Annotated in this window: 21 protein-coding genes; 17 read left to right on the forward strand and 4 right to left on the reverse strand. The window is 70.6% G+C overall.

Going from position 1 to position 23,160, the window contains the following annotated elements; translation table 11 throughout:
- Positions 1-59 precede the first annotated feature (59 nt).
- From OG510_RS32050 to OG510_RS32065, 4 genes are all read left to right on the forward strand, one after another.
- Entirely contained in the window at positions 60-1,166 is a 1,107-nt protein-coding gene (locus OG510_RS32050) for an aminopeptidase P family protein (RefSeq protein ID WP_406141375.1), read from the forward strand.
- A 51-nt stretch (positions 1,167-1,217) separates the two neighbouring features.
- The gene (gene efp / locus OG510_RS32055; protein ID WP_164264558.1) at positions 1,218-1,784 is read left to right on the forward strand and encodes an elongation factor P; all 567 of its coding nucleotides are present in this window, start codon (positions 1,218-1,220) and stop codon (positions 1,782-1,784) included.
- Between the two features lie 2 nt (positions 1,785-1,786).
- Positions 1,787-2,215: a transcription antitermination factor NusB gene (nusB, locus tag OG510_RS32060; protein WP_164264559.1), complete on the forward strand. Its 429-nt coding sequence runs from the start codon at positions 1,787-1,789 to the stop codon at positions 2,213-2,215.
- Positions 2,216-2,314: 99 nt separating this feature from the next.
- Complete coding sequence (locus OG510_RS32065) at positions 2,315-3,820, forward strand: pyridoxal phosphate-dependent decarboxylase family protein (RefSeq protein ID WP_406141377.1); 1,506 nt, start codon at positions 2,315-2,317, stop codon at positions 3,818-3,820.
- A gap of 115 nt (positions 3,821-3,935) precedes the next feature.
- On the opposite strand, the gene bldD is transcribed toward OG510_RS32065, so the two are convergent.
- Entirely contained in the window at positions 3,936-4,436 is a 501-nt protein-coding gene (gene bldD / locus OG510_RS32070; protein WP_014157378.1) for a transcriptional regulator BldD, read from the reverse strand.
- Between the two features lie 228 nt (positions 4,437-4,664).
- On the opposite strand from bldD, the gene pyrR reads away from it, so the two are divergent.
- The 13 genes from pyrR (at position 4,665) to metK (ending at position 19,176) form a co-directional block, all read left to right on the forward strand.
- On the forward strand, positions 4,665-5,276 hold the full coding sequence (pyrR, locus tag OG510_RS32075) for a bifunctional pyr operon transcriptional regulator/uracil phosphoribosyltransferase PyrR (protein WP_406141380.1): 612 nt from the start codon (positions 4,665-4,667) through the stop codon (positions 5,274-5,276).
- Positions 5,277-5,387: 111 nt separating this feature from the next.
- Entirely contained in the window at positions 5,388-6,365 is a 978-nt protein-coding gene (locus tag OG510_RS32080; RefSeq protein ID WP_406141381.1) for an aspartate carbamoyltransferase catalytic subunit, read from the forward strand.
- 2 nt (positions 6,366-6,367) lie between these two features.
- A complete protein-coding gene (locus tag OG510_RS32085) occupies positions 6,368-7,654 on the forward strand; it encodes a dihydroorotase (protein ID WP_164264562.1) in 1,287 nt (428 codons plus the stop codon).
- A 29-nt stretch (positions 7,655-7,683) separates the two neighbouring features.
- The gene (locus tag OG510_RS32090) at positions 7,684-8,289 is read left to right on the forward strand and encodes a hypothetical protein (protein ID WP_406142662.1); all 606 of its coding nucleotides are present in this window, start codon (positions 7,684-7,686) and stop codon (positions 8,287-8,289) included.
- Complete coding sequence (gene carA / locus OG510_RS32095; protein ID WP_406141383.1) at positions 8,286-9,452, forward strand: glutamine-hydrolyzing carbamoyl-phosphate synthase small subunit; 1,167 nt, start codon at positions 8,286-8,288, stop codon at positions 9,450-9,452. Before OG510_RS32090 ends, carA begins: the two co-directional genes overlap by 4 nt.
- On the forward strand, positions 9,445-12,756 hold the full coding sequence (carB, locus tag OG510_RS32100) for a carbamoyl-phosphate synthase large subunit (protein ID WP_406141385.1): 3,312 nt from the start codon (positions 9,445-9,447) through the stop codon (positions 12,754-12,756). Before carA ends, carB begins: the two co-directional genes overlap by 8 nt.
- 93 nt (positions 12,757-12,849) lie before the next feature.
- Positions 12,850-13,962 carry a quinone-dependent dihydroorotate dehydrogenase gene (locus tag OG510_RS32105; RefSeq protein WP_406141386.1) on the forward strand — a complete coding sequence of 371 codons (1,113 nt, stop codon included), beginning with the start codon at positions 12,850-12,852 and terminating at the stop codon, positions 13,960-13,962.
- Positions 13,959-14,807, forward strand: coding sequence for an orotidine-5'-phosphate decarboxylase (gene pyrF / locus OG510_RS32110; protein WP_406141387.1), 849 nt, complete (start codon positions 13,959-13,961; stop codon positions 14,805-14,807). Before OG510_RS32105 ends, pyrF begins: the two co-directional genes overlap by 4 nt.
- Positions 14,808-15,108: 301 nt before the next feature.
- A complete protein-coding gene (locus OG510_RS32115) occupies positions 15,109-15,432 on the forward strand; it encodes an integration host factor (RefSeq protein WP_164264567.1) in 324 nt (107 codons plus the stop codon).
- Positions 15,433-15,470: 38 nt separating this feature from the next.
- Complete coding sequence (gene gmk / locus OG510_RS32120) at positions 15,471-16,064, forward strand: guanylate kinase (RefSeq protein WP_164264568.1); 594 nt, start codon at positions 15,471-15,473, stop codon at positions 16,062-16,064.
- A 25-nt stretch (positions 16,065-16,089) separates the two neighbouring features.
- The gene (gene rpoZ, locus OG510_RS32125; protein WP_164264569.1) at positions 16,090-16,362 is read left to right on the forward strand and encodes a DNA-directed RNA polymerase subunit omega; all 273 of its coding nucleotides are present in this window, start codon (positions 16,090-16,092) and stop codon (positions 16,360-16,362) included.
- Between the two features lie 145 nt (positions 16,363-16,507).
- A complete protein-coding gene (gene coaBC / locus OG510_RS32130; protein WP_406141389.1) occupies positions 16,508-17,719 on the forward strand; it encodes a bifunctional phosphopantothenoylcysteine decarboxylase/phosphopantothenate--cysteine ligase CoaBC in 1,212 nt (403 codons plus the stop codon).
- 239 nt (positions 17,720-17,958) lie between these two features.
- Positions 17,959-19,176 (forward strand): methionine adenosyltransferase, encoded by a 1,218-nt coding sequence (metK, locus tag OG510_RS32135; RefSeq protein WP_164264571.1) that lies wholly within the window; start codon positions 17,959-17,961, stop codon positions 19,174-19,176.
- Positions 19,177-19,289: 113 nt separating this feature from the next.
- On the opposite strand, the gene OG510_RS32140 is transcribed toward metK, so the two are convergent.
- From OG510_RS32140 to OG510_RS32150, 3 genes are read right to left on the reverse strand one after another with little or no spacing between them, the layout of a single operon-like run.
- A complete protein-coding gene (locus tag OG510_RS32140) occupies positions 19,290-20,426 on the reverse strand; it encodes a hypothetical protein (RefSeq protein ID WP_406141390.1) in 1,137 nt (378 codons plus the stop codon).
- On the reverse strand, positions 20,423-22,423 hold the full coding sequence (locus OG510_RS32145) for a hypothetical protein (protein ID WP_406141391.1): 2,001 nt from the start codon (positions 22,421-22,423) through the stop codon (positions 20,423-20,425). The genes OG510_RS32140 and OG510_RS32145 overlap by 4 nt, the downstream gene beginning before the upstream one ends.
- Entirely contained in the window at positions 22,420-23,157 is a 738-nt protein-coding gene (locus OG510_RS32150; protein WP_406141392.1) for a toll/interleukin-1 receptor domain-containing protein, read from the reverse strand. Before OG510_RS32150 ends, OG510_RS32145 begins: the two co-directional genes overlap by 4 nt.
- Positions 23,158-23,160 lie beyond the last annotated feature (3 nt).

Genomic DNA, 23,160 nt, shown 5'->3' on the forward strand with positions numbered 1-23,160 from the left:
CCCCCCGGTCGGACGCGCTGACCGGGCCGAAAAGCGCTGCCGCTCCTAGGCTGAAAACCATGGCAGAGGTGTATGCGGTCCGCCGGGCAAGACTGCGCGACCGGTGCCTGGCAGCGGGCAGCGGCGCCGCGCTGGTCTCCCGGCCGGCCAACGTCCGTTATCTCGCGGGTACGGCCCCGGCGGGCGCGGTCCTGCTGCTCGGCCCCGATGACGATGTCCTCCTCTGCCCGGCAGGGCCCGCCGCCGACCCGCAGGACGGCCGCCCCGACGAGCAGCTGCGGCTCACCGTGCTCCCGTCGACGGGCGGCGACCCCGCGGTGGCGGCCGCGGACCTGCTCTCCTCGGCGGGCGCGGTGTCGCTGGCCGTGGAGGAACACCATCTGACCGTCGCCAGGCACCGGGCCCTGCACTCGGTGGCACCACGGCTGCAGCTCGCCGACCTCGCCCGCGCCGTCGAGCAGCAGCGCGTCATCAAGGACGAGGAGGAGATCGCCTGTCTGCGCACCGCGGGGGAGATCACCGACCACGCCCTCGGCGAGCTGCTCGAATCGATCCTCGTCGGGCGCACCGAGCGCCATCTCGCCCTGGAGCTCGAGCGCCGTCTCGTCGACCACGGCGCCGCCGGGCCGTCCTTCCCGACCTCGGTGGCCACCGGGCCGAACGCCGGACTGCGCGGCCACCGGCCGTCCGACCGCCGGGTCGAGGAGGGCGATCTGCTCTCCGTACGGCTCGGTGCGGTCTACCACGGATACCGATGTGAGATCGGCCGGACCTTCGTCATCGGGACGGCGCCCGCCGACTGGCAGATCGAGCTGTACGACCTTGTCTTCGCGGCACAACGGGCAGGTCGGGAGGCACTTGTGCCCGGTGCGGCCTGCCGGGACGTGGACCTCGCGGCCCGCCATGTGCTGGAGGCCGCGGGGCACGGCGGGACCCTCGGTCCATCGACCGGGCACGGTGTGGGGCTCGAAAACGACGAGGACCCGCAGCTGACACCTGCGGCCATGGGTAAACTGGACGCTTGCGTGCCGGTCACCGTCGAACCGGGGGTCCACCTCCCTGGCCGGGGCGGAGTCCGGATCGATGACACGCTCGTCGTGCGCCCTGAGGCGGACGGCGGACCCGAGCTACTCACCATTACGACCAAGGAGCTGCTCGCCCTCTAGTGGCGTGCACCCGCGGTCCCACACACGCTGCAGTCCAGGAGAACCTCAACCGTGGCTTCCACGAACGACCTCAAGAACGGCCTGGTGCTCAAGCTCGACGGGGGCCAGCTCTGGTCCGTCGTCGAGTTCCAGCACGTCAAGCCCGGCAAGGGCCCGGCTTTCGTGCGCACCAAGCTCAAGAACGTGCTGTCCGGCAAGGTCGTCGACAAGACGTTCAACGCCGGTGTGAAGGTCGAGACGGCCACCATTGACCGACGCGACATGCAGTTCTCGTACATGGACGGCGAGTACTTCGTCTTCATGGACATGGACACGTACGATCAGCTGATGGTCGACCGCAAGTCGGTCGGTGACGCTGCCAACTTCCTGATCGAGGGCTTCACCGCCTCCGTCGCCCAGTACGAGGGCGAGGTGCTCTACGTCGAGCTCCCGGCCGCGGTCGAGCTGACGATCCAGCACACCGACCCGGGCGTCCAGGGCGACCGTTCCACCGGTGGCACCAAGCCCGCCACCCTGGAGACCGGTTACGAGATCGGTGTCCCGCTGTTCATCACGACCGGCGAGAAGATCAAGGTCGACACACGCTCCGGTGATTATCTCGGCCGGGTGAACAGCTAACCGTGGCTGCCCGGAACACGGCGCGCAAGCGCGCCTTCCAGATCCTCTTCGAGGCCGACCAGCGCGCGGCGTCCGTGCAGACGGTCCTCGCGGACTGGATCCGTCTCGCCCGGACCGACGACCGGCAGCCACCGGTCAGTGAGTACACGATGGAGCTGGTCGAGGGGTACGCGGAGCACGCGGACCGTATCGACGACCTCATCGCCACCTACGCGGTGGGCTGGACCCTCGACCGGATGCCGGTCGTCGACCGCAACATCATCAGGCTCAGCACCTATGAGCTGGTGTGGGTCGACGGAACGCCGGACGCGGTCGTGATGGACGAGGCGGTGCAGCTCGCGAAGGAGTTCTCCACCGACGAGTCACCGGCCTTCATCAACGGCCTGCTCGGCCGGTTCAAGGACCTCAAGCCGAGCCTGCGCCGCGACTAGGGTCTCGCACCAGGTCCTTTCCCGGGCCCGGCGCGGAAGATGAACAATCTTCTGCTCCGGGCCTGGTGCGTTCCACGGGCCGTGCCCTAGGTTGCGCGCATGGCTGACCCCGGTGCACGGACCAGCGAGCCAGGAACCGCCGAGACCGGCCGGGACGCCCCCGCCGAGCGGCGCATCCTCGCCCGGCTCACCGCCCTGCGCGCGGCCGACCTCCCCGTCAGGGGCGGCCGCACCATGGCCTACGTCTACGACTCGGGGCTGCCGGGCATCGAGGAGCTGGCATCGGCGGCGGCCGCCACGTTCGCGGGTGTCAACGGCCTCGACATGACGGCCTTCCCCAGCGTGGTCGCCCTGGAGAACGACATCGTGGCGCGCACCGCCCGGCTGCTCGGCGGCGGCCCTGGGACCGCGGGCACCTTCACCAGCGGCGGTACGGAGAGTTGCCTGCTGGCCGTCCTCACCGCGCGCGAACACGCGCTGCGCACCCGTGGCGTCACCGAACCCGAGCTGGTGCTGCCGGAGACCGCGCACGCGGCCTTCCACAAGGCCGCCGCGCTCTTCGGGCTCAGGACCGTCGTGGTCCCGGTGGATCCGCAGACCTACCGGGTGCGCGCCACCGATCTGGCGGCCGCACTCTCCGACCGCACCGCGCTGGTGGTGGTCTCCGCCCCCTCGTACGCCCACGGCGTGATCGACCCGGTCACGGAAGCCGCCGCCGAAGCGGTCCGGCGCGGGGTGCTCTGCCACGTCGACGCGTGCATCGGCGGCTGGTACCTGGGGCATCTGCGGCTCGGTGCCGGTGCGCCCGCGCTGCCGCCGTTCGACCTCGCCGTACCCGGCGTCACCTCGCTCTCGGTCGACCTCCACAAGTACGGCTACACGGCCAAGGGCGCGTCGGTCCTGCTGTTCCGGGACGCCGAACTGCGCAGGCACGGCTGGTTCGCGCACGCCTCATGGCCCGGCTATCCGGTGGTCAACGCCACGCTCCAGGGCACCAAGGCCGCCGGGCCGCTCGCCGCCGCCTGGGCGGTGCTGGAGCGGATCGGCACCGACGGGTACACCGCGCTGTCGTTGCGTGTCCACCGCGCGGTGACCGCGCTCGCGGCCGGAGTCGCGGAGATCGACGGGCTCCGGGTGCTCGGCAGCCCGGACTCCTCGCTGCTGGCGATCGCGGCCGAGAGGCCGGGCGTCGACCCGTTCGTGGTGGCGGACGAGATGCGCCGCCTCGGCTGGTACGTACAGCCGCAGCCCGCCTTCGCGGGTTCGCCCGCCAATCTGCACCTCACCGTGACGGCGGCGATGGCGGGAGAGGAGACCGTACGGAAGCTGCTGGACGCGCTGGCGGAGGCGGCCGCCGCAGCCGCGGTGGCGGGGCCCGCCGAAGCCGACCCCGCGGTGATCGCCGCCGCCGCGGCGCTCGACCCGCAGACGCTCACGCCCGAGGAGGCCGCGGTGGCGCTGGCCTTCGCCGGGGTGGGGGAGCGCGGTGAGCTGCCCGAGCGTATGGCGCCCGTCCTCGCGGTGCTCCAGGCGCTGCCGCCGAAGCTCGCCGAGCGGCTGCTGCCCGAACTCGTCGGCCGGCTCTACCGGTCGGCGGGGGACTGACGGCGGGTGCCTGAAGGCGCCCGTCCTGTCGCCGGAAACCCGAAGGGCGGCCCCGGCATATGCGGGGCCGCCCTTCGGACGAGACGTTTCTTCTGTTGAACAATCCGACGCCGGCTCAGCCCTCGTCGTGCGCGACGGCGCGACGCGCGTCCGCGTCCAGCACGCCCCAGCTGATCAGCTGCTCGGTGAGCACCGAGGGGGACTGGTCGTAGATGACGGCGAGTGTGCGCAGGTCGTCTTGGCGGATCGACAGCACCTTGCCGTTGTAGTCGCCGCGCTGGCTCTGGATCGTCGCCGCGTAACGCTGGAGGGGTCCGGCCTTCTCCGGCGGGACGTGGGCGAGGCGCTCCAGGTCGAGGACGAGCTTCGGCGGCGGCTCGGCCGCTCCGCCCGGCGTCGTCCCCGGCAGCAGCTCCTGCACCGGAACCCCGTAGAAGTCCGCCAGCTCGGCGAGGCGCTGGACGGTCACGGCGCGGTCACCACGCTCGTACGAACCCACCACCACGGCCTTCCACCGGCCCTGGGACTTCTCCTCGACACCGTGGAGGGAAAGGCCCTGCTGGGTGCGGATGGCACGGAGCTTGGCCCCGAGCTGTTTTGCGTATTCGCTGGACATATGGCTCCCCGGACGCTGAGATGACCTGCGGCTCCGCCGCGCGGCTGGTAACTCACTGTGAGGTTACGCAGCGTTACTTGGATGCGTCAAGCCGAATGGTCCGGACCGCCCCGGAGCAGGGTGGCAGCGCCCCGGACCGCCCCTTGTGCGGCCTGGTACGGTGGCTTCTGTAAATCCGACGTCCTTTAAGGTCCGTCCCGTGAGGCGGAGAAGGAGGTCCGTTTCATTATGGACACCAGCAGTGCAAGCTCAGACGGTGCCGGCGCGAGCGGTGGCACCGGATCCGGTGCGCGCCCCGTTCTCGAGGCCCCGGACATCGCACGGGTACTGACCCGTATCGCCCACGAGATCGTCGAACGCGCCAAGGGCGCCGAAGACGTCGTACTCCTCGGCATCCCGACCCGCGGTGTGTTCCTGGCCCGCAGGCTCGCGGCGAAGCTGGAGGAGATCACCGGCCGCACGATCCCGGTCGGCTCCCTGGACATCACCATGTACCGCGACGACCTGCGGATGCGGCCCGCCCGCGCGCTGGCACGTACGGACATCCCCGCGGACGGTGTCGACGGACGCCTGGTGGTCCTCGTCGACGACGTGCTCTTCTCCGGCCGTACGATCCGCGCCGCGCTCGACGCGCTGGGCGACATCGGCCGCCCGCGCGCCGTGCAGCTCGCGGTCCTCGTCGACCGGGGCCACCGCGAGCTCCCGATCCGCGCCGACTACGTCGGCAAGAACCTCCCCACGTCGCTGCGCGAGACGGTCAAGGTCCAGCTCGCCGAGGAGGACGGCCGCGACACCGTCCTGCTCGGCAGCGAGCGGACCGTCCCGGCCGGCGGCCGTTAGCTCCTCCTTCCTGCGGCCCGCGACCCCGGGCCGAGAGCTGCGCCTGCCCGCTCGCCCTGCCCGAATCTCCGCGACCTCCGCGCCCTCCCCGCGAACATGGAGCACACCCAGATGAAGCGCCACCTCATCTCGGCCGCCGATCTCACCCGCGACGACGCCGTCCTGATCCTCGACACCGCCGAGGAGATGGCCCGGGTCGCCGACCGGCCGGTCAAGAAGCTTCCGACCCTGCGCGGCCGTACCGTCGTCAACCTCTTCTTCGAGGACTCGACCCGGACCCGCATCTCCTTCGAGGCGGCGGCCAAGCGCCTCTCCGCCGACGTCATCAACTTCTCCGCGAAGGGCTCGTCGGTCTCCAAGGGCGAGTCCCTCAAGGACACCGCGCTGACCCTGGAGGCGATGGGGGCCGACGCCGTCGTCATCCGGCACGGCTCGTCGGGCGCCCCCTACCGGCTCGCCACATCGGGCTGGATCGACGGCGCCGTCGTCAACGCGGGCGACGGCACCCACGAACACCCCACCCAGGCGCTCCTCGACGCGTTCACCATGCGCCGCAGGCTCGTCGGCGCCGACACCGGCATCGGGCACGACCTCGAAGGCCGCCGCATCACCATCGTCGGTGACGTCCTGCACAGCAGGGTCGCCCGCTCCAACGTCCATCTGCTGCACACACTCGGCGCCCGGGTCACCCTGGTCGCGCCGCCCACCCTGGTGCCCATCGGCGTGGAGCACTGGCCCTGCGAGGTCTCGTACGACCTCGACCGGGTGCTCCCCGAATCCGACGCCGTCATGATGCTGCGCGTCCAGCGCGAGCGGATGAACGCGGCCTTCTTCCCCACCGAACGCGAGTACTCGCGCCGCTACGGCCTGGACGGCGACCGCATGGCGCGGATGCCGGGCGACTCCATCGTCATGCACCCCGGACCGATGAACCGGGGCATGGAGATCACCGCCGACGTCGCCGACTCCGGCCGCTGCACCGCCGTGGAACAGGTCGCCAACGGCGTCTCGATCCGGATGGCCGTCCTCTATCTGCTGCTGGGCGGCGCCCAGCCCGCCACGACTTCCCGTACCGAGGAGAGCAAGTAACCATGAGCAAGACCCTGATCCGTGGTGCGAAGGTCCTCGGCGGCGAGCCGCAGGACGTCCTGATCGACGGTGAGACCATCGCGGCGGTCGGCCCCGGCCTCTCCGCCGACGGCGCCGATGTCATCGAGGCGGCAGGCCGGATCCTGCTGCCCGGCCTCGTCGACCTGCACACCCATCTGCGCGAGCCGGGCCGTGAGGACTCCGAGACCGTGCTGACCGGCACCAAGGCCGCGGCAGTCGGCGGCTTCACCGCCGTCCACGCCATGGCGAACACCTTCCCCGTCGCCGACACCGCCGGCGTCGTGGAGCAGGTCTGGCGCCTGGGCAAGGAGTCCGGCTACTGCGACGTACAGCCCATCGGCGCCGTCACCGTCGGCCTGGCCGGCAAGCAGCTCGCCGAGCTCGGCGCGATGCACGACTCGGCCGCGGCCGTCCGGGTCTTCTCCGACGACGGCAAGTGTGTGGACGACGCGGTGATCATGCGCCGCGCCCTGGAGTACGTGAAGGCGTTCGACGGTGTCGTGGCCCAGCACGCCCAGGAGCCCCGGCTCACCGAAGGCGCCCAGATGAACGAGGGCGTCGTCTCCTCCGAGCTGGGCCTCGGCGGCTGGCCCGCCGTCGCCGAGGAGTCGATCATCGCCCGCGATGTGCTGCTCGCCGCCCATGTCGGCTCCCGGGTGCACATCTGCCATCTGTCGACAGCCGGCTCCGTCGAGCTCGTCCGCTGGGCCAAGTCCAAGGGCTGGAACGTCACCGCCGAGGTGACCCCGCACCACCTCCTGCTCACCGACGAGCTGGTCCGCACGTACAACCCCGTCTACAAGGTCAACCCGCCGCTGCGCACCGAGGCCGATGTGATGGCCCTGCGCGAGGCGCTCGCGGACGGCACGATCGACTGTGTCGCCACCGACCACGCCCCGCACCCGCACGAGGACAAGGACTGCGAGTGGGCCGCGGCCGCCATGGGCATGGTCGGCCTGGAGACCGCGCTCTCCGTCGTCCAGCAGACGATGGTCGACACCGGACTCGTCGACTGGGAGACCATCGCCGACCGGATGTCCTTCCGCCCCGCGGCCATCGGCCGCCTCACCGGCCACGGCCGCCCCGTCGCCGCCGGTGAGCCCGCGAACCTCACCCTGGTCGACGCGGATTACCGTGGTGAGGTGGACCCCGCGGGCTTCGCCTCCCGCAGCCGCAACACCCCGTACGAGGGCCGTGAGCTGCCGGGACGCGTCACCCACACCTTCCTGCGGGGCAGGGCAACGGTCGTGGACGGGAAGCTGGCGTGACACCTCTCATCAATCTTCACCCCGCACATCTGCACCTCGCAGCTGAGCAGAAGTCGGCGGACGTCACCGACTGGTCGGGCCGCATCGGCTGGATCGTCGGTCTGCTGCTCTTCGTCGCGCTCCTCTACTGGCTGATGCGCGAGGGCTGGAAGTGGCGCGGAACGCTCCAGAGCGACCTGCCCGAACTGCCCACAGTGCCGGACGCCCCCGGCGCCGCCAGACTGGAGATGAGCGGCCGCTACCACGGCTCGACCACGGCCGGTCAGTGGCTCGACCGGATCGTCGCACACGGCCTGGGCACCCGCAGCAAGGCCGAGGTGACGCTCACGGACGCCGGCATCGACGTCGTACGCCCCGGGGCGAGCGACTTCTTCATCCCGGCGGCGCGGCTCCGCGAGGCCCGGCTCGACAAGGGCATCGCGGGCAAGGTCCTCACGGAGGGCGGAATGCTGATCATCACCTGGCAGCACGGCGACAAGCTGATCGACTCCGGCTTCCGCTCCGACCGGGCCGCCGGACACGCCGCCTGGGTCGAGGCCGTCAACGCCATGAGCCACCCGGCGGACGCCGCCCCCGCGCACCCCACCACCAGCAGCACGCACCACCCGATCACGACGGAAGGCACCGCACGATGACGACCTCAAGGCCGGGGACAACCTCGGAGAGGAAAGCGGCGGCCCCCGCCGTACTCGTCCTGGAGGACGGCCGGTGCTTCCGCGGCCGCTCCTACGGGGCCACCGGTGAGACCTTCGGTGAAGCGGTCTTCAACACCGGCATGACCGGCTACCAGGAGACCCTCACCGACCCCTCCTACCACCGCCAGGTCGTCGTGATGACCGCCCCGCACGTGGGCAACACCGGCGTCAACGACGAGGACGACGAGTCCGCGAAGATCTGGGTCGCCGGCTATGTCGTACGCGACCCGGCCCGCATCCCGTCGAACTGGCGCTCCCGCCGCTCCCTCGACGACGAGCTGGTGCGGCAGGGCGTCGTCGGCATCAGCGGCGTCGACACCCGCGCCCTCACCCGCCATCTGCGCGAGCGCGGCGCGATGCGCGTCGGCATCTTCTCCGGCAACGCCCTGGCCGACGACGGCGTGCTCATCGCCAAGGTCAGGCAGGCGCCCGAGATGAACGGCGCCGACCTCTCCGCCGAGGTCGCCACCGCCGAGACGTACGTGGTCCCGGCGGTCGGCGAGAAGAAGTTCACCGTCGCCGCCATCGACCTCGGCATCAAGGGCATGACCCCGCACCTGATGGCCGAGCGCGGCATCGAGGTGCACGTCCTGCCCGCGACCGCCACCGTCGACGACGTGTACGCGGTCGCCCCCGACGGCGTGTTCCTCTCCAACGGCCCCGGCGACCCGGCCACCGCCGACCTGACGGTCATCAAGGCGGTGCTGGAGCGCAAGACCCCGCTCTTCGGCATCTGCTTCGGCAACCAGCTGCTCGGCCGCTCGCTCGGCTTCGGCACCTACAAGCTCAAGTACGGCCACCGCGGCATCAACCAGCCCGTGCAGGACCGTACGACCGGCAAGGTCGAGGTCACCGCGCACAACCACGGCTTCGCCGTCGACGCGCCGCTCGACCAGGTCTCCGACACGCCCTACGGCCGGGCCGAGGTCTCCCACGTCTGCCTCAACGACCACGTGGTCGAAGGGCTCCAGCTGCTCGACCAGCCGGCCTTCAGCGTCCAGTACCACCCCGAGGCGGCAGCGGGCCCGCACGACGCCGCGTACCTCTTCGACCGCTTCACGTCTTTGATGAACACAGCCCCGATGGAGGCCCAGCGTGCCTAAGCGCTCCGATATCCAGTCCGTCATGGTCATCGGGTCCGGGCCGATCGTCATCGGCCAGGCCGCCGAGTTCGACTACTCGGGCACCCAGGCGTGCCGGGTCCTCAAGGCCGAGGGCCTGCGGGTCATCCTGGTCAACTCCAACCCGGCCACGATCATGACCGACCCGGAGATCGCCGACGCCACCTACGTCGAGCCGATCACCCCCGAGTTCGTCGAGAAGATCATCGCCAAGGAGCGTCCGGACGCCCTGCTGCCGACCCTCGGCGGCCAGACCGCGCTCAACACCGCCATCTCCATGCACGAGGGCGGCATCCTGGACAAGTACGGCGTCGAGCTGATCGGCGCCAATGTCGAGGCGATCAACAAGGGCGAGGACCGCGACCTCTTCAAGGGCGTCGTCGAGGCCGTACGCACGAAGATCGGCCACGGCGAATCGGCCCGCTCGGTCATCTGCCACACGATGGACGACATCATCGGCGGCGTCGACGAGCTGGGCGGCTATCCGGTCGTCGTCCGCCCCTCCTTCACGATGGGCGGCGCCGGTTCCGGCTTCGCGCACAACGAGGAGGAGCTGCGCCGGATCGCCGGTCAGGGCCTGATGCTCTCGCCGACCACCGAGGTGCTCCTGGAGGAGTCCATCCTCGGCTGGAAGGAGTACGAGCTGGAGCTGATGCGCGACAAGAACGACAACGTCGTGGTGGTCTGCTCCATCGAGAACTTCGACCCGATGGGCGTGCACACCGGTGACTCGATCACCGTCGCCCCGGCGATGACGCTCACCGACCGCGAGTACCAGCGGCTGCGTGACATCGGCATCGCGATCATCCGCGAGGTGGGCGTCGACACCGGTGGCTGCAACATCCAGTTCGCCGTCAATCCCGAGGACGGCCGGATCATCGTCATCGAGATGAACCCGCGGGTCTCGCGTTCGTCCGCACTGGCGTCCAAGGCGACCGGATTCCCGATCGCGAAGATCGCGGCCCGGCTCGCTGTCGGATACACGCTGGACGAGATCCCCAACGACATCACGGAGAAGACCCCGGCGTCCTTCGAGCCGACGCTCGACTACGTCGTCGTGAAGGTGCCGCGGTTCGCGTTCGAGAAGTTCCCGGCCGCCGATGCCACCCTCACCACCACCATGAAGTCGGTCGGCGAGGCCATGGCGATCGGCCGGAACTTCACCGAGGCGCTCAACAAGGCGCTGCGCTCGATGGAGAAGAAGGGCTCGCAGTTCACCTTCGTGGGCGACCCCGGTGACAAGGCCGAGCTGCTGGAGACCGCCGGGGTCCCCACCGACGGCCGGATCAACACCGTCATGCAGGCCATGCGGGCCGGCGCGACCCCCGAAGAGGTCTTCGACGCGACGAAGATCGACCCGTGGTTCATCGACCAGCTGTTCCTGATCCTGGAGCACGCACAGGAGCTGGCCGCCGCCGAGAAGCTGGACCCCCAGCTGCTCGCCGACGCCAAGCGCCACGGCTTCTCGGACGCCCAGATCGCCGGGATCCGCGACCTGCGCGAGGACGTCGTCCGTGAGGTGCGGCACGCGCTGGGGGTGCGCCCCGTCTACAAGACGGTCGACACCTGCGCCGCCGAGTTCGCCGCGAAGACCCCGTACTTCTACTCCTCGTACGACGAGGAGAGCGAGGTCGCACCGCGCGAGAAGCCCGCCGTGATCATCCTCGGCTCGGGCCCGAACCGGATCGGCCAGGGCATCGAGTTCGACTACTCCTGTGTCCACGCCTCCTTCGCGCTCAGCGACGCCGGCTACGAGACCGTGATGGTCAACTGCAACCCCGAGACGGTCTCCACCGACTACGACACCTCCGACCGGCTCTACTTCGAGCCGCTCACCCTGGAGGACGTCCTGGAGATCGTGCACGCCGAGACGCTGGCCGGGCCCGTCGCCGGTGTCATCGTCCAGCTCGGCGGCCAGACCCCGCTGGGCCTGGCACAGGCGCTCAAGGACAACGGCGTGCCGGTCGTCGGCACCCCGCCGGAGGCGATCCACGCCGCCGAGGACCGCGGCGCGTTCGGCCAGGTACTCGCCGAGGCCGGGCTGCCCGCCCCCAAGCACGGCACCGCGACCACCTTCGACGAGGCCAAGGCCATCGCCGACGAGATCGGCTACCCGGTCCTGGTCCGCCCCTCGTACGTGCTCGGCGGGCGCGGCATGGAGATCGTGTACGACGAGATCCGGCTCGCCGCGTACATCGAGGAGTCCACCGAGATCAGCCCCACCCGCCCGGTGCTGGTCGACCGCTTCCTCGACGACGCGATCGAGATCGACGTCGACGCGCTCTACGACGGCACCGAGCTCTACCTCGGCGGCGTCATGGAGCACATCGAGGAGGCCGGGATCCACTCCGGCGACTCCGCCTGCGCGCTGCCCCCGATCACCCTCGGCGGCTTCGACATCAAGCGGCTGCGGATCTCCACCGAGGCCATCGCCAAGGGGGTCGGCGTCCGCGGACTGATCAACATCCAGTTCGCGCTGGCCGGCGACATCCTCTACGTCCTGGAGGCCAACCCGCGCGCCTCCCGTACGGTCCCCTTCACCTCGAAGGCCACCGCGGTCCCGCTGGCCAAGGCCGCGGCCCGTATCTCGCTCGGTGCGACCGTCGCCGAGCTGCGCGCCGAGGGCATGCTCCCGGCGACCGGCGACGGCGGCACCCTGCCGCAGGACGCGCCGATCTCCGTGAAGGAGGCCGTGATGCCGTGGTCGCGCTTCCGCGACATGCACGGCCGCGGCGTCGACACCGTCCTCGGCCCGGAGATGCGCTCCACCGGCGAGGTCATGGGCATCGACTCGGTCTTCGGCACCGCGTACGCCAAGTCCCAGGCCGGGGCGTACGGGCCGCTGCCCACCAAGGGCCGTGCCTTCATCTCGGTCGCCAACCGGGACAAGCGCTCGATGATCTTCCCGGCCCGCGAGCTGGTCGCGCACGGCTTCGAGCTCCTCGCCACCTCGGGCACCGCCGAGGTGCTGCGCCGCAACGGTATCGGCGCCACCGTGGTCCGCAAGCTCTCCGAGGGCGAGGGCCCGGCCGGTGAGCGCACCATCGTCCAGCTCATCCACGACGGCGAGGTCGACCTCATCGTCAACACCCCGTACGGCACCGGCGGCCGCCTCGACGGCTACGAGATCCGCACCGCGGCCGTGGCCCGCGCGGTGCCCTGCCTTACCACGGTCCAGGCACTCGCCGCGGCCGTCCAGGGCATCGACGCGCTCAACGGCGGCGATGTCGGCGTCCGCTCCCTCCAGGAACACGCACGCCATCTGACCGCCGCACGCGAGGTCTAGCAGCCACGAGGGGGACACCGGAAACGGTGTCCCCCTCGTGATGAGCCCCCGTTCATGAGTTCCCGCCCGGGGGCTCGCCATGAGGAAAGCCGGATGTACAAACTCTTCTTCGACCTGGTCTTCAAGCGGATGGACCCCGAGCGCGCCCACCACCTGGCCTTCCGCTGGATCCGCACCGCGGCGCGGATCCCGGTGCTGCGTACGTTCGGAGCGGCCGTGCTCGCGCCGCGCCACAAGGAACTGCGTACGGAGGCGTTCGGCCTGCGGATGCACGGCCCGTTCGGTCTCGCGGCGGGCTTCGACAAGAACGCGGTCGCCATCGACGGCATGACCATGCTCGGCTTCGACCACGTCGAGATCGGCACGGTCACCGCGCGGCCCCAGCCCGGCAACCCGAGAAAGCGGCTCTTCCGCCTGGTGGCGGACCGCGCGCTCATCAACCGCATGGGGTTCAACAACGAGGGCTCCGCGGCCGTGGCGGCCCGCCTGGCGGCCCGTAACCCCGTCTTCAGGACCACCGTCGGCGTCAACATCGGCAAGACCAAGGTCGTCCCCGAGGACGAAGCCGTCGCCGACTACGTGGCCTCGACCGAGCGGCTGGCCCGCCACGCCGACTACCTGGTCGTCAACGTCTCGTCGCCGAACACACCCGGCCTGCGGAGCCTCCAGGCGACCGAAGCGCTGCGCCCGCTGCTGACCGCGGTGCGCGAGGCCGCCGACCGCACCGTCACCGGACGGCGGGTCCCGCTGCTGGTGAAGATCGCCCCCGACCTCGCCGACGAGGACGTGGACGCCGTCGCCGACCTGGCCGTGGAACTGGGCCTCGACGGCATCATCGCCACCAACACCACCATCGCCCGCGACACTCTCGGCCTGCGCTCCGCCGCCGCGCTCACCGCGGAGACCGGCGGCCTCTCCGGCGCACCGCTCAAGGAGCGCTCGCTGGAGGTCCTGCGCCGGCTGCACGCGCGTGTGGGCGGCGACCTCACCCTGGTCGGGGTCGGCGGCATCGAGACCGCCGATGACGCCTGGCAGCGGATCCTGGCCGGGGCCACCCTCGTCCAGGGCTACAGCGCCTTCATCTACCGGGGCCCGTTCTGGGCCCGCGCGATTCACCGGGGCCTCGCGGCCCGGCTGCGCGACAGCCCGTACGCCACCCTCGCCGAAGCCGTCGGCGCCGACACCAGGAAGCAGGCCGCCCGATGACCCCTCAGCAGCCGCTCGAACCGTTCGGCACCCGGCTCCGCCGGGCCATGGACACCAGGGGCCCGCTCTGCGTCGGCATCGACCCGCACGCCTCGCTGCTGACGGCCTGGGGCCTCGGCGACGACATCGCGGGTCTGGAGCGCTTCACCCGCACCGTCGTGGAGGCGCTGGCCGACCGGGTCGCCGTGCTCAAGCCGCAGTCCGCGTTCTTCGAGCGGTTCGGCTCGCGCGGCATCGCCGTCCTGGAGAAGGCCGTCGCCGAGGCGCGCTCGGCGGGGGCCCTGGTGCTGATGGACGCCAAGCGCGGCGACATCGGCTCGACCATGGGCGCCTACGCGGCGACCTACCTGGACCCGCGGTCGCCGCTCTTCTCGGACGCGGTGACGCTCTCGCCGTACCTCGGCTTCGGCTCGCTGCGCCCGGCCCTGGACGCGGCGGTGCTCGGCGGCGCGGGTGTCTTCGTCCTCGCGCTGACCTCCAACCCGGAGGGCGCCGAGGTCCAGCGGGCCACGGCGCCCGACGGCCGGCCGCTCGCCCGGCTGATGCTCGACCACATGGCCGCCGAGAACGAGGGCGCCGACCCGCTCGGCTCGGTGGGCGCCGTCGTGGGTGCGACGCTCGGCGACCCGGGCGTACGCCTGGACATCAACGGTCCGCTCCTCGCCCCCGGGATCGGCGCCCAGGGCGCGACGCCCGCGGATCTGCCCCGGGTGTTCGGTTCGGCGGTCGGCAATGTGGTGCCGAGCGTCAGCCGGGGAGTCCTGCGGCACGGTCCCGACAGCGCGGCCCTGCGCGATTCGGCCGCCCGCTTCGCCGACGAAGTGCGTACGGCGGTCGCCGGCTGAGGAGTGCCGGGCCGATCAGCGAGGTCCGGGGCCGGGCGGGGCCGGAAACCCGGAGGCGTACGGTCAGAATCAGCCAGTTGACGTCCGGCAGGCCGAAAACCGGGGGGTTATGCCCTAAATATCCCCTCCGGCCAAGGCTGACCAGGACTTTTCGTCTGTTCTCGCTGACTGGAGCGGCCTTGGCCGCTAGTCTCCGTCGAGAGCCGACGCGCAATTCTGTTGCTCGTCGCTCCGCAGGTGTGGGGCGATCAGTTCCTCACCGGTCCGTATCCGACAGTTCGACATCCGAGGTGACGTAGGCGTGGCTCTTCCGCCCCTTACCCCTGAACAGCGCGCAGCCGCGCTCGAAAAGGCCGCCGCGGCTCGCCGGGAGCGGGCCGAGGTCAAGAATCGACTCAAGCACTCCGGCGCCTCCCTCCACGAGGTCATCAAGCAGGGCCAGGAGAATGGCGTCATCGGGAAGATGAAGGTCTCCGCTCTCCTTGAGTCCCTGCCCGGTGTGGGCAAGGTCCGCGCCAAGCAGATCATGGAGCGGCTCGGCATCTCCGAGAGCCGCCGAGTGCGCGGTCTCGGCTCCAATCAGATCGCCTCTTTGGAGCGCGAGTTCGGTGGCGGCTCTGCCTGACGTCCCGGGCACCCCCGGGAAGCTGGAATAATCGCCGCATGGCTGCAACACCCCGGGGGACGACCCCCGTACCCCCGGACCCCCATCCGCGGTTGACCGTGCTCTCCGGCCCCTCCGGGGTCGGCAAGAGCACGGTCGTCGCCCATATGCGCAAGGTTCATCCCGAGGTCTGGCTCTCGGTGTCGGCGACGACCCGCAAGCCACGCCCCGGGGAGCGCCACGGCGTCCAGTACTTCTTCGTGGACGACGAGGAGTTCGACAAGCTCGTCGCCAACGGTGAGCTGCTCGAATGGGCCGAGTTCGCGGGCAACCGGTACGGCACCCCGCGCCGTGCCGTCCTCGACCGCCTGGAGGCAGGGGAGCCGGTGCTCCTGGAGATCGATCTCCAGGGCGCCCGGCTCGTACGGAACTCGATGCCCGAGGCCCAGCTCGTCTTCCTGGCACCGCCCAGCTGGGACGAGCTGGTCCGCCGGCTCACCGGACGTGGAACCGAACCGCCCGATGTCATCGAGCGCAGGCTGGCGGCCGCGAAGATCGAACTGGCCGCCGAGCCGGAGTTCGACACGACCCTTGTCAATACCTCCGTCGAGGACGTGGCCCGCGAGCTGCTAGCCTTGGTCAAGGTTCTTTGATTTTCACTCCATCGGAAGGCAGAGAGTGTCCTCTTCCATCACCACGCCCGAGGGCATCATCAACCCGCCGATTGATGAGCTGCTCGAGGCAACCGACTCCAAGTACAGCCTCGTGATCTACGCCGCCAAGCGCGCGCGCCAGATCAACGCGTACTACTCACAGCTGGGCGAAGGTCTGCTGGAGTACGTCGGTCCGCTGGTGGACACTCACGTCCACGAGAAGCCCCTCTCGATCGCGCTCCGCGAGATCAACGCGGGTCTGCTGACCTCCGAGGCCATCGAAGGCCCCGTTCAGTAACGCAGACAGTGAGTTCTTTCACTCCGGGCCCGGCAGCACAGCTGCCGGGCCCGGAGTGTTTCCCGGGGTCCCCCGGAGCGCCGCCCCCCGGGTGATGCAGCATGGGGGTGTACGAATCCGAATGCGGAGCCGAAGCCGGGGAGACATGGACGTGGCGGAGAAGCCGAAGGTCGTTCTGGGGGTCAGCGGAGGCATCGCCGCGTACAAGGTGTGCGAGGTGCTGCGCAGGCTGACCGAGTCCGGCCACGACGTACAGGTCGTGCCGACCGAGTCCGCGCTCCACTTCGTCGGCGCCGCGACCTGGTCGGCGCTCTCCGGGCACCCCGTGTCCACCGAGGTCTGGTCCGGCGTCCACGAGGTCCCGCATGTGCGGACCGGGCAGGGCGCCGATCTGGTGCTGGTCGCCCCCGCCACCGCCGACCTGCTCGCGAAGGCCGCCCACGGGCTCGCCGACGACCTGCTGACCAATACGCTGCTCACCGCCCGGTGTCCGGTGGTCTTCGCCCCCGCGATGCACACCGAGATGTGGGAGCACCCGGCCACCCGGGAGAACGTGGCGACGCTGCGCCGCCGCGGCGCCGTCGTGATCGAGCCGGCTGTCGGGCGTCTCACCGGCGTGGACACCGGCAAGGGGCGGCTGCCCGACCCGGGCGAGATCTTCGAGACCTGCCGCCGGGTGCTGGCCCGTGGTGTCACCGAGCCCGACCTGGCGGGCCGCCATGTGGTGGTCAGCGCGGGCGGCACCCGTGAACCGCTGGACCCGGTCCGTTACCTGGGGAACCGCTCGTCGGGGAAACAGGGGTACGCCTTCGCCCGTACGGCTGTCGCCCGCGGCGCCAGGGTGACGCTGGTCGAGGCCAACACCGGACTGCCCGCACCGGCCGGGGCCGACGTGGTGCACGTGGGCACGGCGGTGCAGCTGCGGGAGGCGGTCCTGAAGGCCGCGGCGGACGCCGACGCGGTGGTCATGGCGGCCGCGGTGGCCGACTTCCGCCCCGCCGCCTACGCCCAGGGCAAGATCAAGAAGCGGGACGGCCAGGAGCCCGCACCGATCGACCTGGTCCGCAATCCGGACATCCTCGCCGAGATCTCCGCGGAGCGCGCCACGCCCGGACAGGTCGTGGTCGGATTCGCGGCCGAGACGGACGATGTGCTCTCCAACGGACGGCACAAACTGCGCCGCAAGGGCTGTGATCTGCTCGTCGTCAACGAGGTCGGGGAGCACAAGACCTTCGGCTCCGAGGAGAACGAAGCGGTGGTCCTGGCGGCCGACGGCGGCGAGACCTCGGTGCCGTACGGCTCCAAGGAAGCCCTCGCCGATACCGTCTGGGATCTGGTGGTACCGCGGTTCGGATGAAAATCTGGTGACATCCACCGGGCCGTGGGAAGCCGGTGAAAGCCGCTTTCCATCCCATTTCGGCGGTCCGAAGGCCGTACCGCCGGTGCAGTGCCTCGGGTCACACGGCTCCCACGGAGCGAGACACGTGCCCCGTTGACCCGAGGCGACCGATAAACTGGTCTCGGAATGAGCCGGGCGCAGCCCCCGGCCACTCCACCCGCGATCAGCCAGCAGCCGCTGCAACCCCAGGGAGCGTTGTGTCCCGTCGTCTGTTCACCTCGGAATCTGTCACCGAGGGCCACCCCGACAAGATCGCTGACCAGATCAGCGACACGATTCTGGACGCGCTTCTGCGCGAGGACCCCGCCTCCCGTGTCGCCGTGGAGACCCTGATCACCACGGGCCAGGTGCACGTGGCCGGTGAGGTCACCACCAAGGCGTACGCCCCGATCGCGCAGCTCGTGCGCGACAAGATCCTCGAGATCGGCTACGACTCGTCGAAGAAGGGCTTCGACGGCGCCTCCTGCGGCGTGTCGGTGTCCATCGGCGCGCAGTCCCCGGACATCGCCCAGGGCGTCGACACCGCGTACGAGAAGCGGGTGGCCGCCGCAGGCGGTACCGAGGACGACCTCGACAAGCAGGGTGCCGGCGACCAGGGCCTGATGTTCGGCTACGCCTGCGACGAGACACCCGAGCTGATGCCGCTGCCGATCCACCTGGCACACCGGCTCTCGCGCCGTCTCTCCGAGGTCCGCAAGAACGGGACCATCCCGTACCTGCGCCCCGACGGCAAGACCCAGGTCACCATCGAGTACGACGGCGACAAGGCGCTCCGCCTCGACACGGTCGTGGTCTCCTCGCAGCACGCGAGCGACATCGACCTGGACTCGCTGCTCGCCCCCGACATCCGCGAGTTCGTCGTCGAGCATGTGCTGAAGCAGCTGATCGACGACGGCATCAAGCTGGACACCGAGGGCTACCGGCTGCTGGTGAACCCGACCGGCCGCTTCGAGATCGGCGGCCCGATGGGCGACGCCGGGCTGACCGGCCGCAAGATCATCATCGACACGTACGGCGGCATGGCCCGGCACGGCGGCGGCGCCTTCTCGGGCAAGGACCCGTCGAAGGTGGACCGCTCGGCGGCGTACGCCATGCGCTGGGTCGCCAAGAACGTGGTGGCCGCAGGGCTCGCCACCCGCTGCGAGGTCCAGGTCGCGTACGCGATCGGCAAGGCCGAGCCGGTGGGTCTGTTCGTGGAGACCTTCGGCACCGCTGCCACGGACGTCGAGAAGATCGAGCAGGCCATCTCGGAGGTCTTCGACCTCCGCCCGGCCGCGATCATCCGTGATCTGGACCTGCTGCGCCCGATCTACGCCGAGACGGCGGCGTACGGCCACTTCGGCCGCGAGCTGCCGGACTTCACCTGGGAGCGCACCGACCGGGTGGACGCCCTGCGGAAGGCCGCGGGGCTGTAGGGGCCGCCCGCTCCGGTCACAGCACAGCACTACACAGCACAGCTCAGCACACTGCCCGGCATCTCCCAGGGGAGGCGCCGGGCAGTGCTGTGTTGTGTAGGGGTTCGGCCGGGTCAGAAGGGCACCGACTCCGTGGGCGGCGGGGGGCCGGCGGGTCCCGGCCCCGACCCATTGACATGGGTCGGGGGCTGGTCGGGGGCCGAGTGGAACCTGGTGCGGATCTCGGCTGCGGGGTCTCCGTCGAGATAGCGCAGCGTCCCGTAGACCTGGTCGGCGAGCAGCGCGATCACCGGGTCCTCCGGCGCCAGCCCGGTGGCGTCCACCAGCTGGGCGAAGGCGTCGCCAAGACCTGTGCCCGCCGGCTCAGGTACCGCTTCCCCGGGAGCTGCTCCAGGGGAGCCGCCGGGCCCGGCAAACGGCCCGGGGTTCCCGTCCGGCGCGAGCCCGGGCCCCTCCTCGGGCGGGCCGTCCACCAGATGCCGGAACCTCTCCTCGACGTCCTGGTTGTTGGCGGCCGACGTGAGCTGGGCGAGCAGGCCGATGTCCTTCACCGTCCGGTCCACGCGGTCGTCGTTCCTGTGCAGCCACCACACCACCGCGCTGCCGGTGTCCCGCAGCACATCCTTGCCCAGGTAGGTCCTGCGGCTCTGCTCGAACTTCCGCTCGTGCTCCCAGACCGCTTCGTCCTTGCGGACGGAGGCCAGGGCGGCCAGCCGCTCCTGGTCCCGGTCCGAGAGAGTGAGGCCGACTTCCAGCGCCATGGCCTGGACCCGGCCCGATGCGTCCTCCTGCATCGTTCCCAGCACACCGTTCAGCTCGTGCTGTACGAGGGAGCTCCGGGTGGGGCTGCGGAGCGCGGTGATCGCCCGGGCCCGGTCGAGCAGCGCGTCGACCGCGAGCCCGCTCGCATTGACCGGTGGCGACCCCGGCGGGGCGGACACCGGACACCAGCGGACCGTCGCGGAGAAGAGGAAGTCGTAGTCGTCCGCCGCGCTCGGCAGAGCGACGTCGCTGATCCGCAGTTCCCGCCGTTCCACCGGTGGTACGGGCAGGTCGGGCATGAACTCGGCGGGGAACGGATCCACCCGGCGGTCCGCGAACCGTATGACCAGCACCGGGGCCGCAAGCAGCGGAACGGCTGCCGCCGGCCACGCCCAGCGGGGCCAGCTCTCGTACAGGCCGATGATGACGAGGAGAAGTCCGCCGATCAGGGTGAGAAAGACGGTGACGGTTTTCTGACCGGAGCTCATGGTGCTGTCGACTCCCGGGGTGAGGTGATCCACTCATGCTGGGCTGCGCTGATCTTCTGAAGGACCCTGGCCGGCAGGGCGGCTGCTGTGCGGTCCGCTGTCGGGCCCTCATCGCGCCCTTGCCGGGCGGCGGCCCACTCGCCGGCGAAGCGGTAGAGGAGCCCGAAGCGGTCGCCGCGCTGCTCGCAGCCGGCGACGAGGACATCGAGGAAACGGTCCGCGTACGGGGCGCCGGCGCACACCGCCGCCAGCCACGCCGCTGCGGCCGGAGCCCACTGTGCTGCTGTGCGGTCGCGGAACACGGCCGACCAGCACCGGACGAGGCGGGTCCGTACCCCGGATTCGGCCAGGAGCGGGCGCGACCGGCCCGCGGAATCGGTCAGTGGTCCGGGCCCGGACACGTAGAGGAAGATGTCCGGGTCGACGCGCCAGGGGCTCGACGCGAGACGGTCCAGCATCCGGCGCAGCAGATGGTGGTTCTCCCCGACCAGCTTCAGCAGCGCCTCCCGGCCTTCCGAGCCGGTACCTTCCCTGCGGGCCAGATGGTGCAGACGTACCAGGGCCGCGTAGGGGTGCGAGACGGACATCTCGGCCGCGCAGACACCGATGAGGACGTGCCGCAGCGGCGCGCTGAGCTGATTACTCGTCGACAGGTCGTAGATCTGATGACGGAACCTCCCGCCGTACCGCACGCTCCGCAGACCGTGTCGCAGGCCGTGCGCGGCGGCGCGGAAGGCGGGCCCGTCGGAACGGGGGGCCGAGGCCCACTGCTTCGTGAGATCGAGCAGATCGTCGGGGCGCTGTGTGACCAGGCACTGCTCCGCCACCCGCTCGACCAGCCGGTCGCGGTCCGTGTCCGTCAGGCCGGGCAGGCCCACCGCCTGCCCGGCCCAGTCCCGCAGCGGTTCCCGCAGGTCGGGGAAGTCCCGCCAGATGAGGGTGCGCACCGCGCCGTCGACACCGAGCCCGGTGAAGCGGACCCGGTCGCCCGCGGTGATCTCCGCATCGATCCCGGCCAGCCGCTCGGTCAGCGCGCGGCGGCGCAGCAGGGTCCGCACACTGCCGGGTGGCTCCTCGCCGAGCAGCAGCTCCGTCGCCCGGTGGACGGCGTCCGCCCTGGCTCCGTGGAGCATGGCCGTCGTCACCAGCAGAGCGCGGTCGGCGCCCCTGCGCAAGGTGCCGAACTGGCGGGCCGCCTGTTCCGGGGTGCGCAGCGCACCCCTCAGCGCCTCCTCGCACCAGTCCGTGAAGTCCCCGCCCCTGCCTGCCGCTTCACACAGGAACTGGGCGAATGTGGCGACGCGGGACAGGGAGGGCGCATGGGCGAGGTAGTCCGTCACCCTGGCCGGCGCCAGGTCCGTCATCGTCGGATCCAGCCCTGAACTCCGCATATGGTGCTTGACGATGTCCAGCTCCATGTCCGGCGCCCGGCTGATGAAGCGGCGCAGATCCCCCAGTGCGGGGGCGAGCCCGTCGCCCGAACCGGAGAGAACGGTCGGCAGGATGATCACCAGCCCCGCCGCTCTGTCCCTGATGGCCTGCCGGAAGGGCGACAGCTCGGTCTGAACTCCGGCCCACAGACGTTCCTTCGCGGTGGACAGGTCGAGCAGCAGCCGGTCGTCGTGGGCGATCATCTCGGGATCCAGCAGGCACCGCGAGTCCTCCTCCTCCCTCTCCAGGGGGAGTTCCTGGATGGGGGAGGGCCCCGACATGCCGCGCAACAGGATCCTGGCGGCTGTGCCCCGGCCGTTGCCCGGCCTGCCGTCCAGGAGCACCATGCGGTGCTTCTCCAGTACGTCGGACGCCTGGTGAAATCCGTCGGGGGGTACGAAGTGGCGGTGCAGCCACCTCAGTTCGTCCTCGGCGAGCTTGCGCGGTGACCTCTCCTGGGCGTCCTTCGGAGGCGGCGGCCCCATGTAGTAGTTGTTGGTCTGGGGACCGGAGCCCGCGTGGACCGAATCGCTGCTCCCGATGAACGTGGAGGCCGATTCGCTCACCGGGACTCGTCCTCACGCCGGTGCCTGCTGCCGAACGACTGGTGGATCCCCTCACGGTTGTCGCCCGCGATGTACTGCGCGCCGTCCCCCGAGAGATGCGGCTGGTGCTGGGGCCCGGTACCTGTGTGTACAGGACCGTTGACGTGCTTGATGACCGTGCCGCCGACATCTCCGGAGACGTCCCCGGCCTGGATGACGGTGCCGCTGACGTTCTCCGCCCAGTTCCCGACGGAGTCGGGCCGGTGGCGCGACCGCGTCTGCGTCAGGGCCCGTTCCGCCTCGGCCAGTTCCGGTACGCGGTCGGTCAGGAACGCGCTGATGCGTCGCAGACCGGCATCGGCGTCCTGGGTGTCGTACCGGACGGACTGACAGCGCGCCAGTTTCGCCAGCGCGCGGGGCAGCTCGTCCGGGCGCAGCCGCTCGGTGCGGCGGCCCACGAGGACCGGTACGACATGGAGGGAGCACCGGAAGGCTTCCAGGATTTCCCTGCGCACCCAGTCCTTGGGGTCCCGCAGCTCCGGTGCTGCGGCCCACCGCCCTCCGACGACCGCGATCAGCACGCTGCTGCGCCGGACCGCTGTGAGCAGCTCGTCGTCGAAGAGAGCACCCGGCTCGATGGACTTGCTGGCGCGGAAGATACGACGGCTGCCGAAGCGGTTGCTGAGATCGCGCTCCAGAGTGGTGGCGGTCTCCTCGCCGTCGCCGGTGCGGTAGTTGATGAAGACATCGGGCATGGT

This window comes from Streptomyces sp. NBC_01089 (assembly GCF_045162975.1).
Taxonomy (GTDB): Bacteria; Actinomycetota; Actinomycetes; order Streptomycetales; family Streptomycetaceae; genus Streptomyces.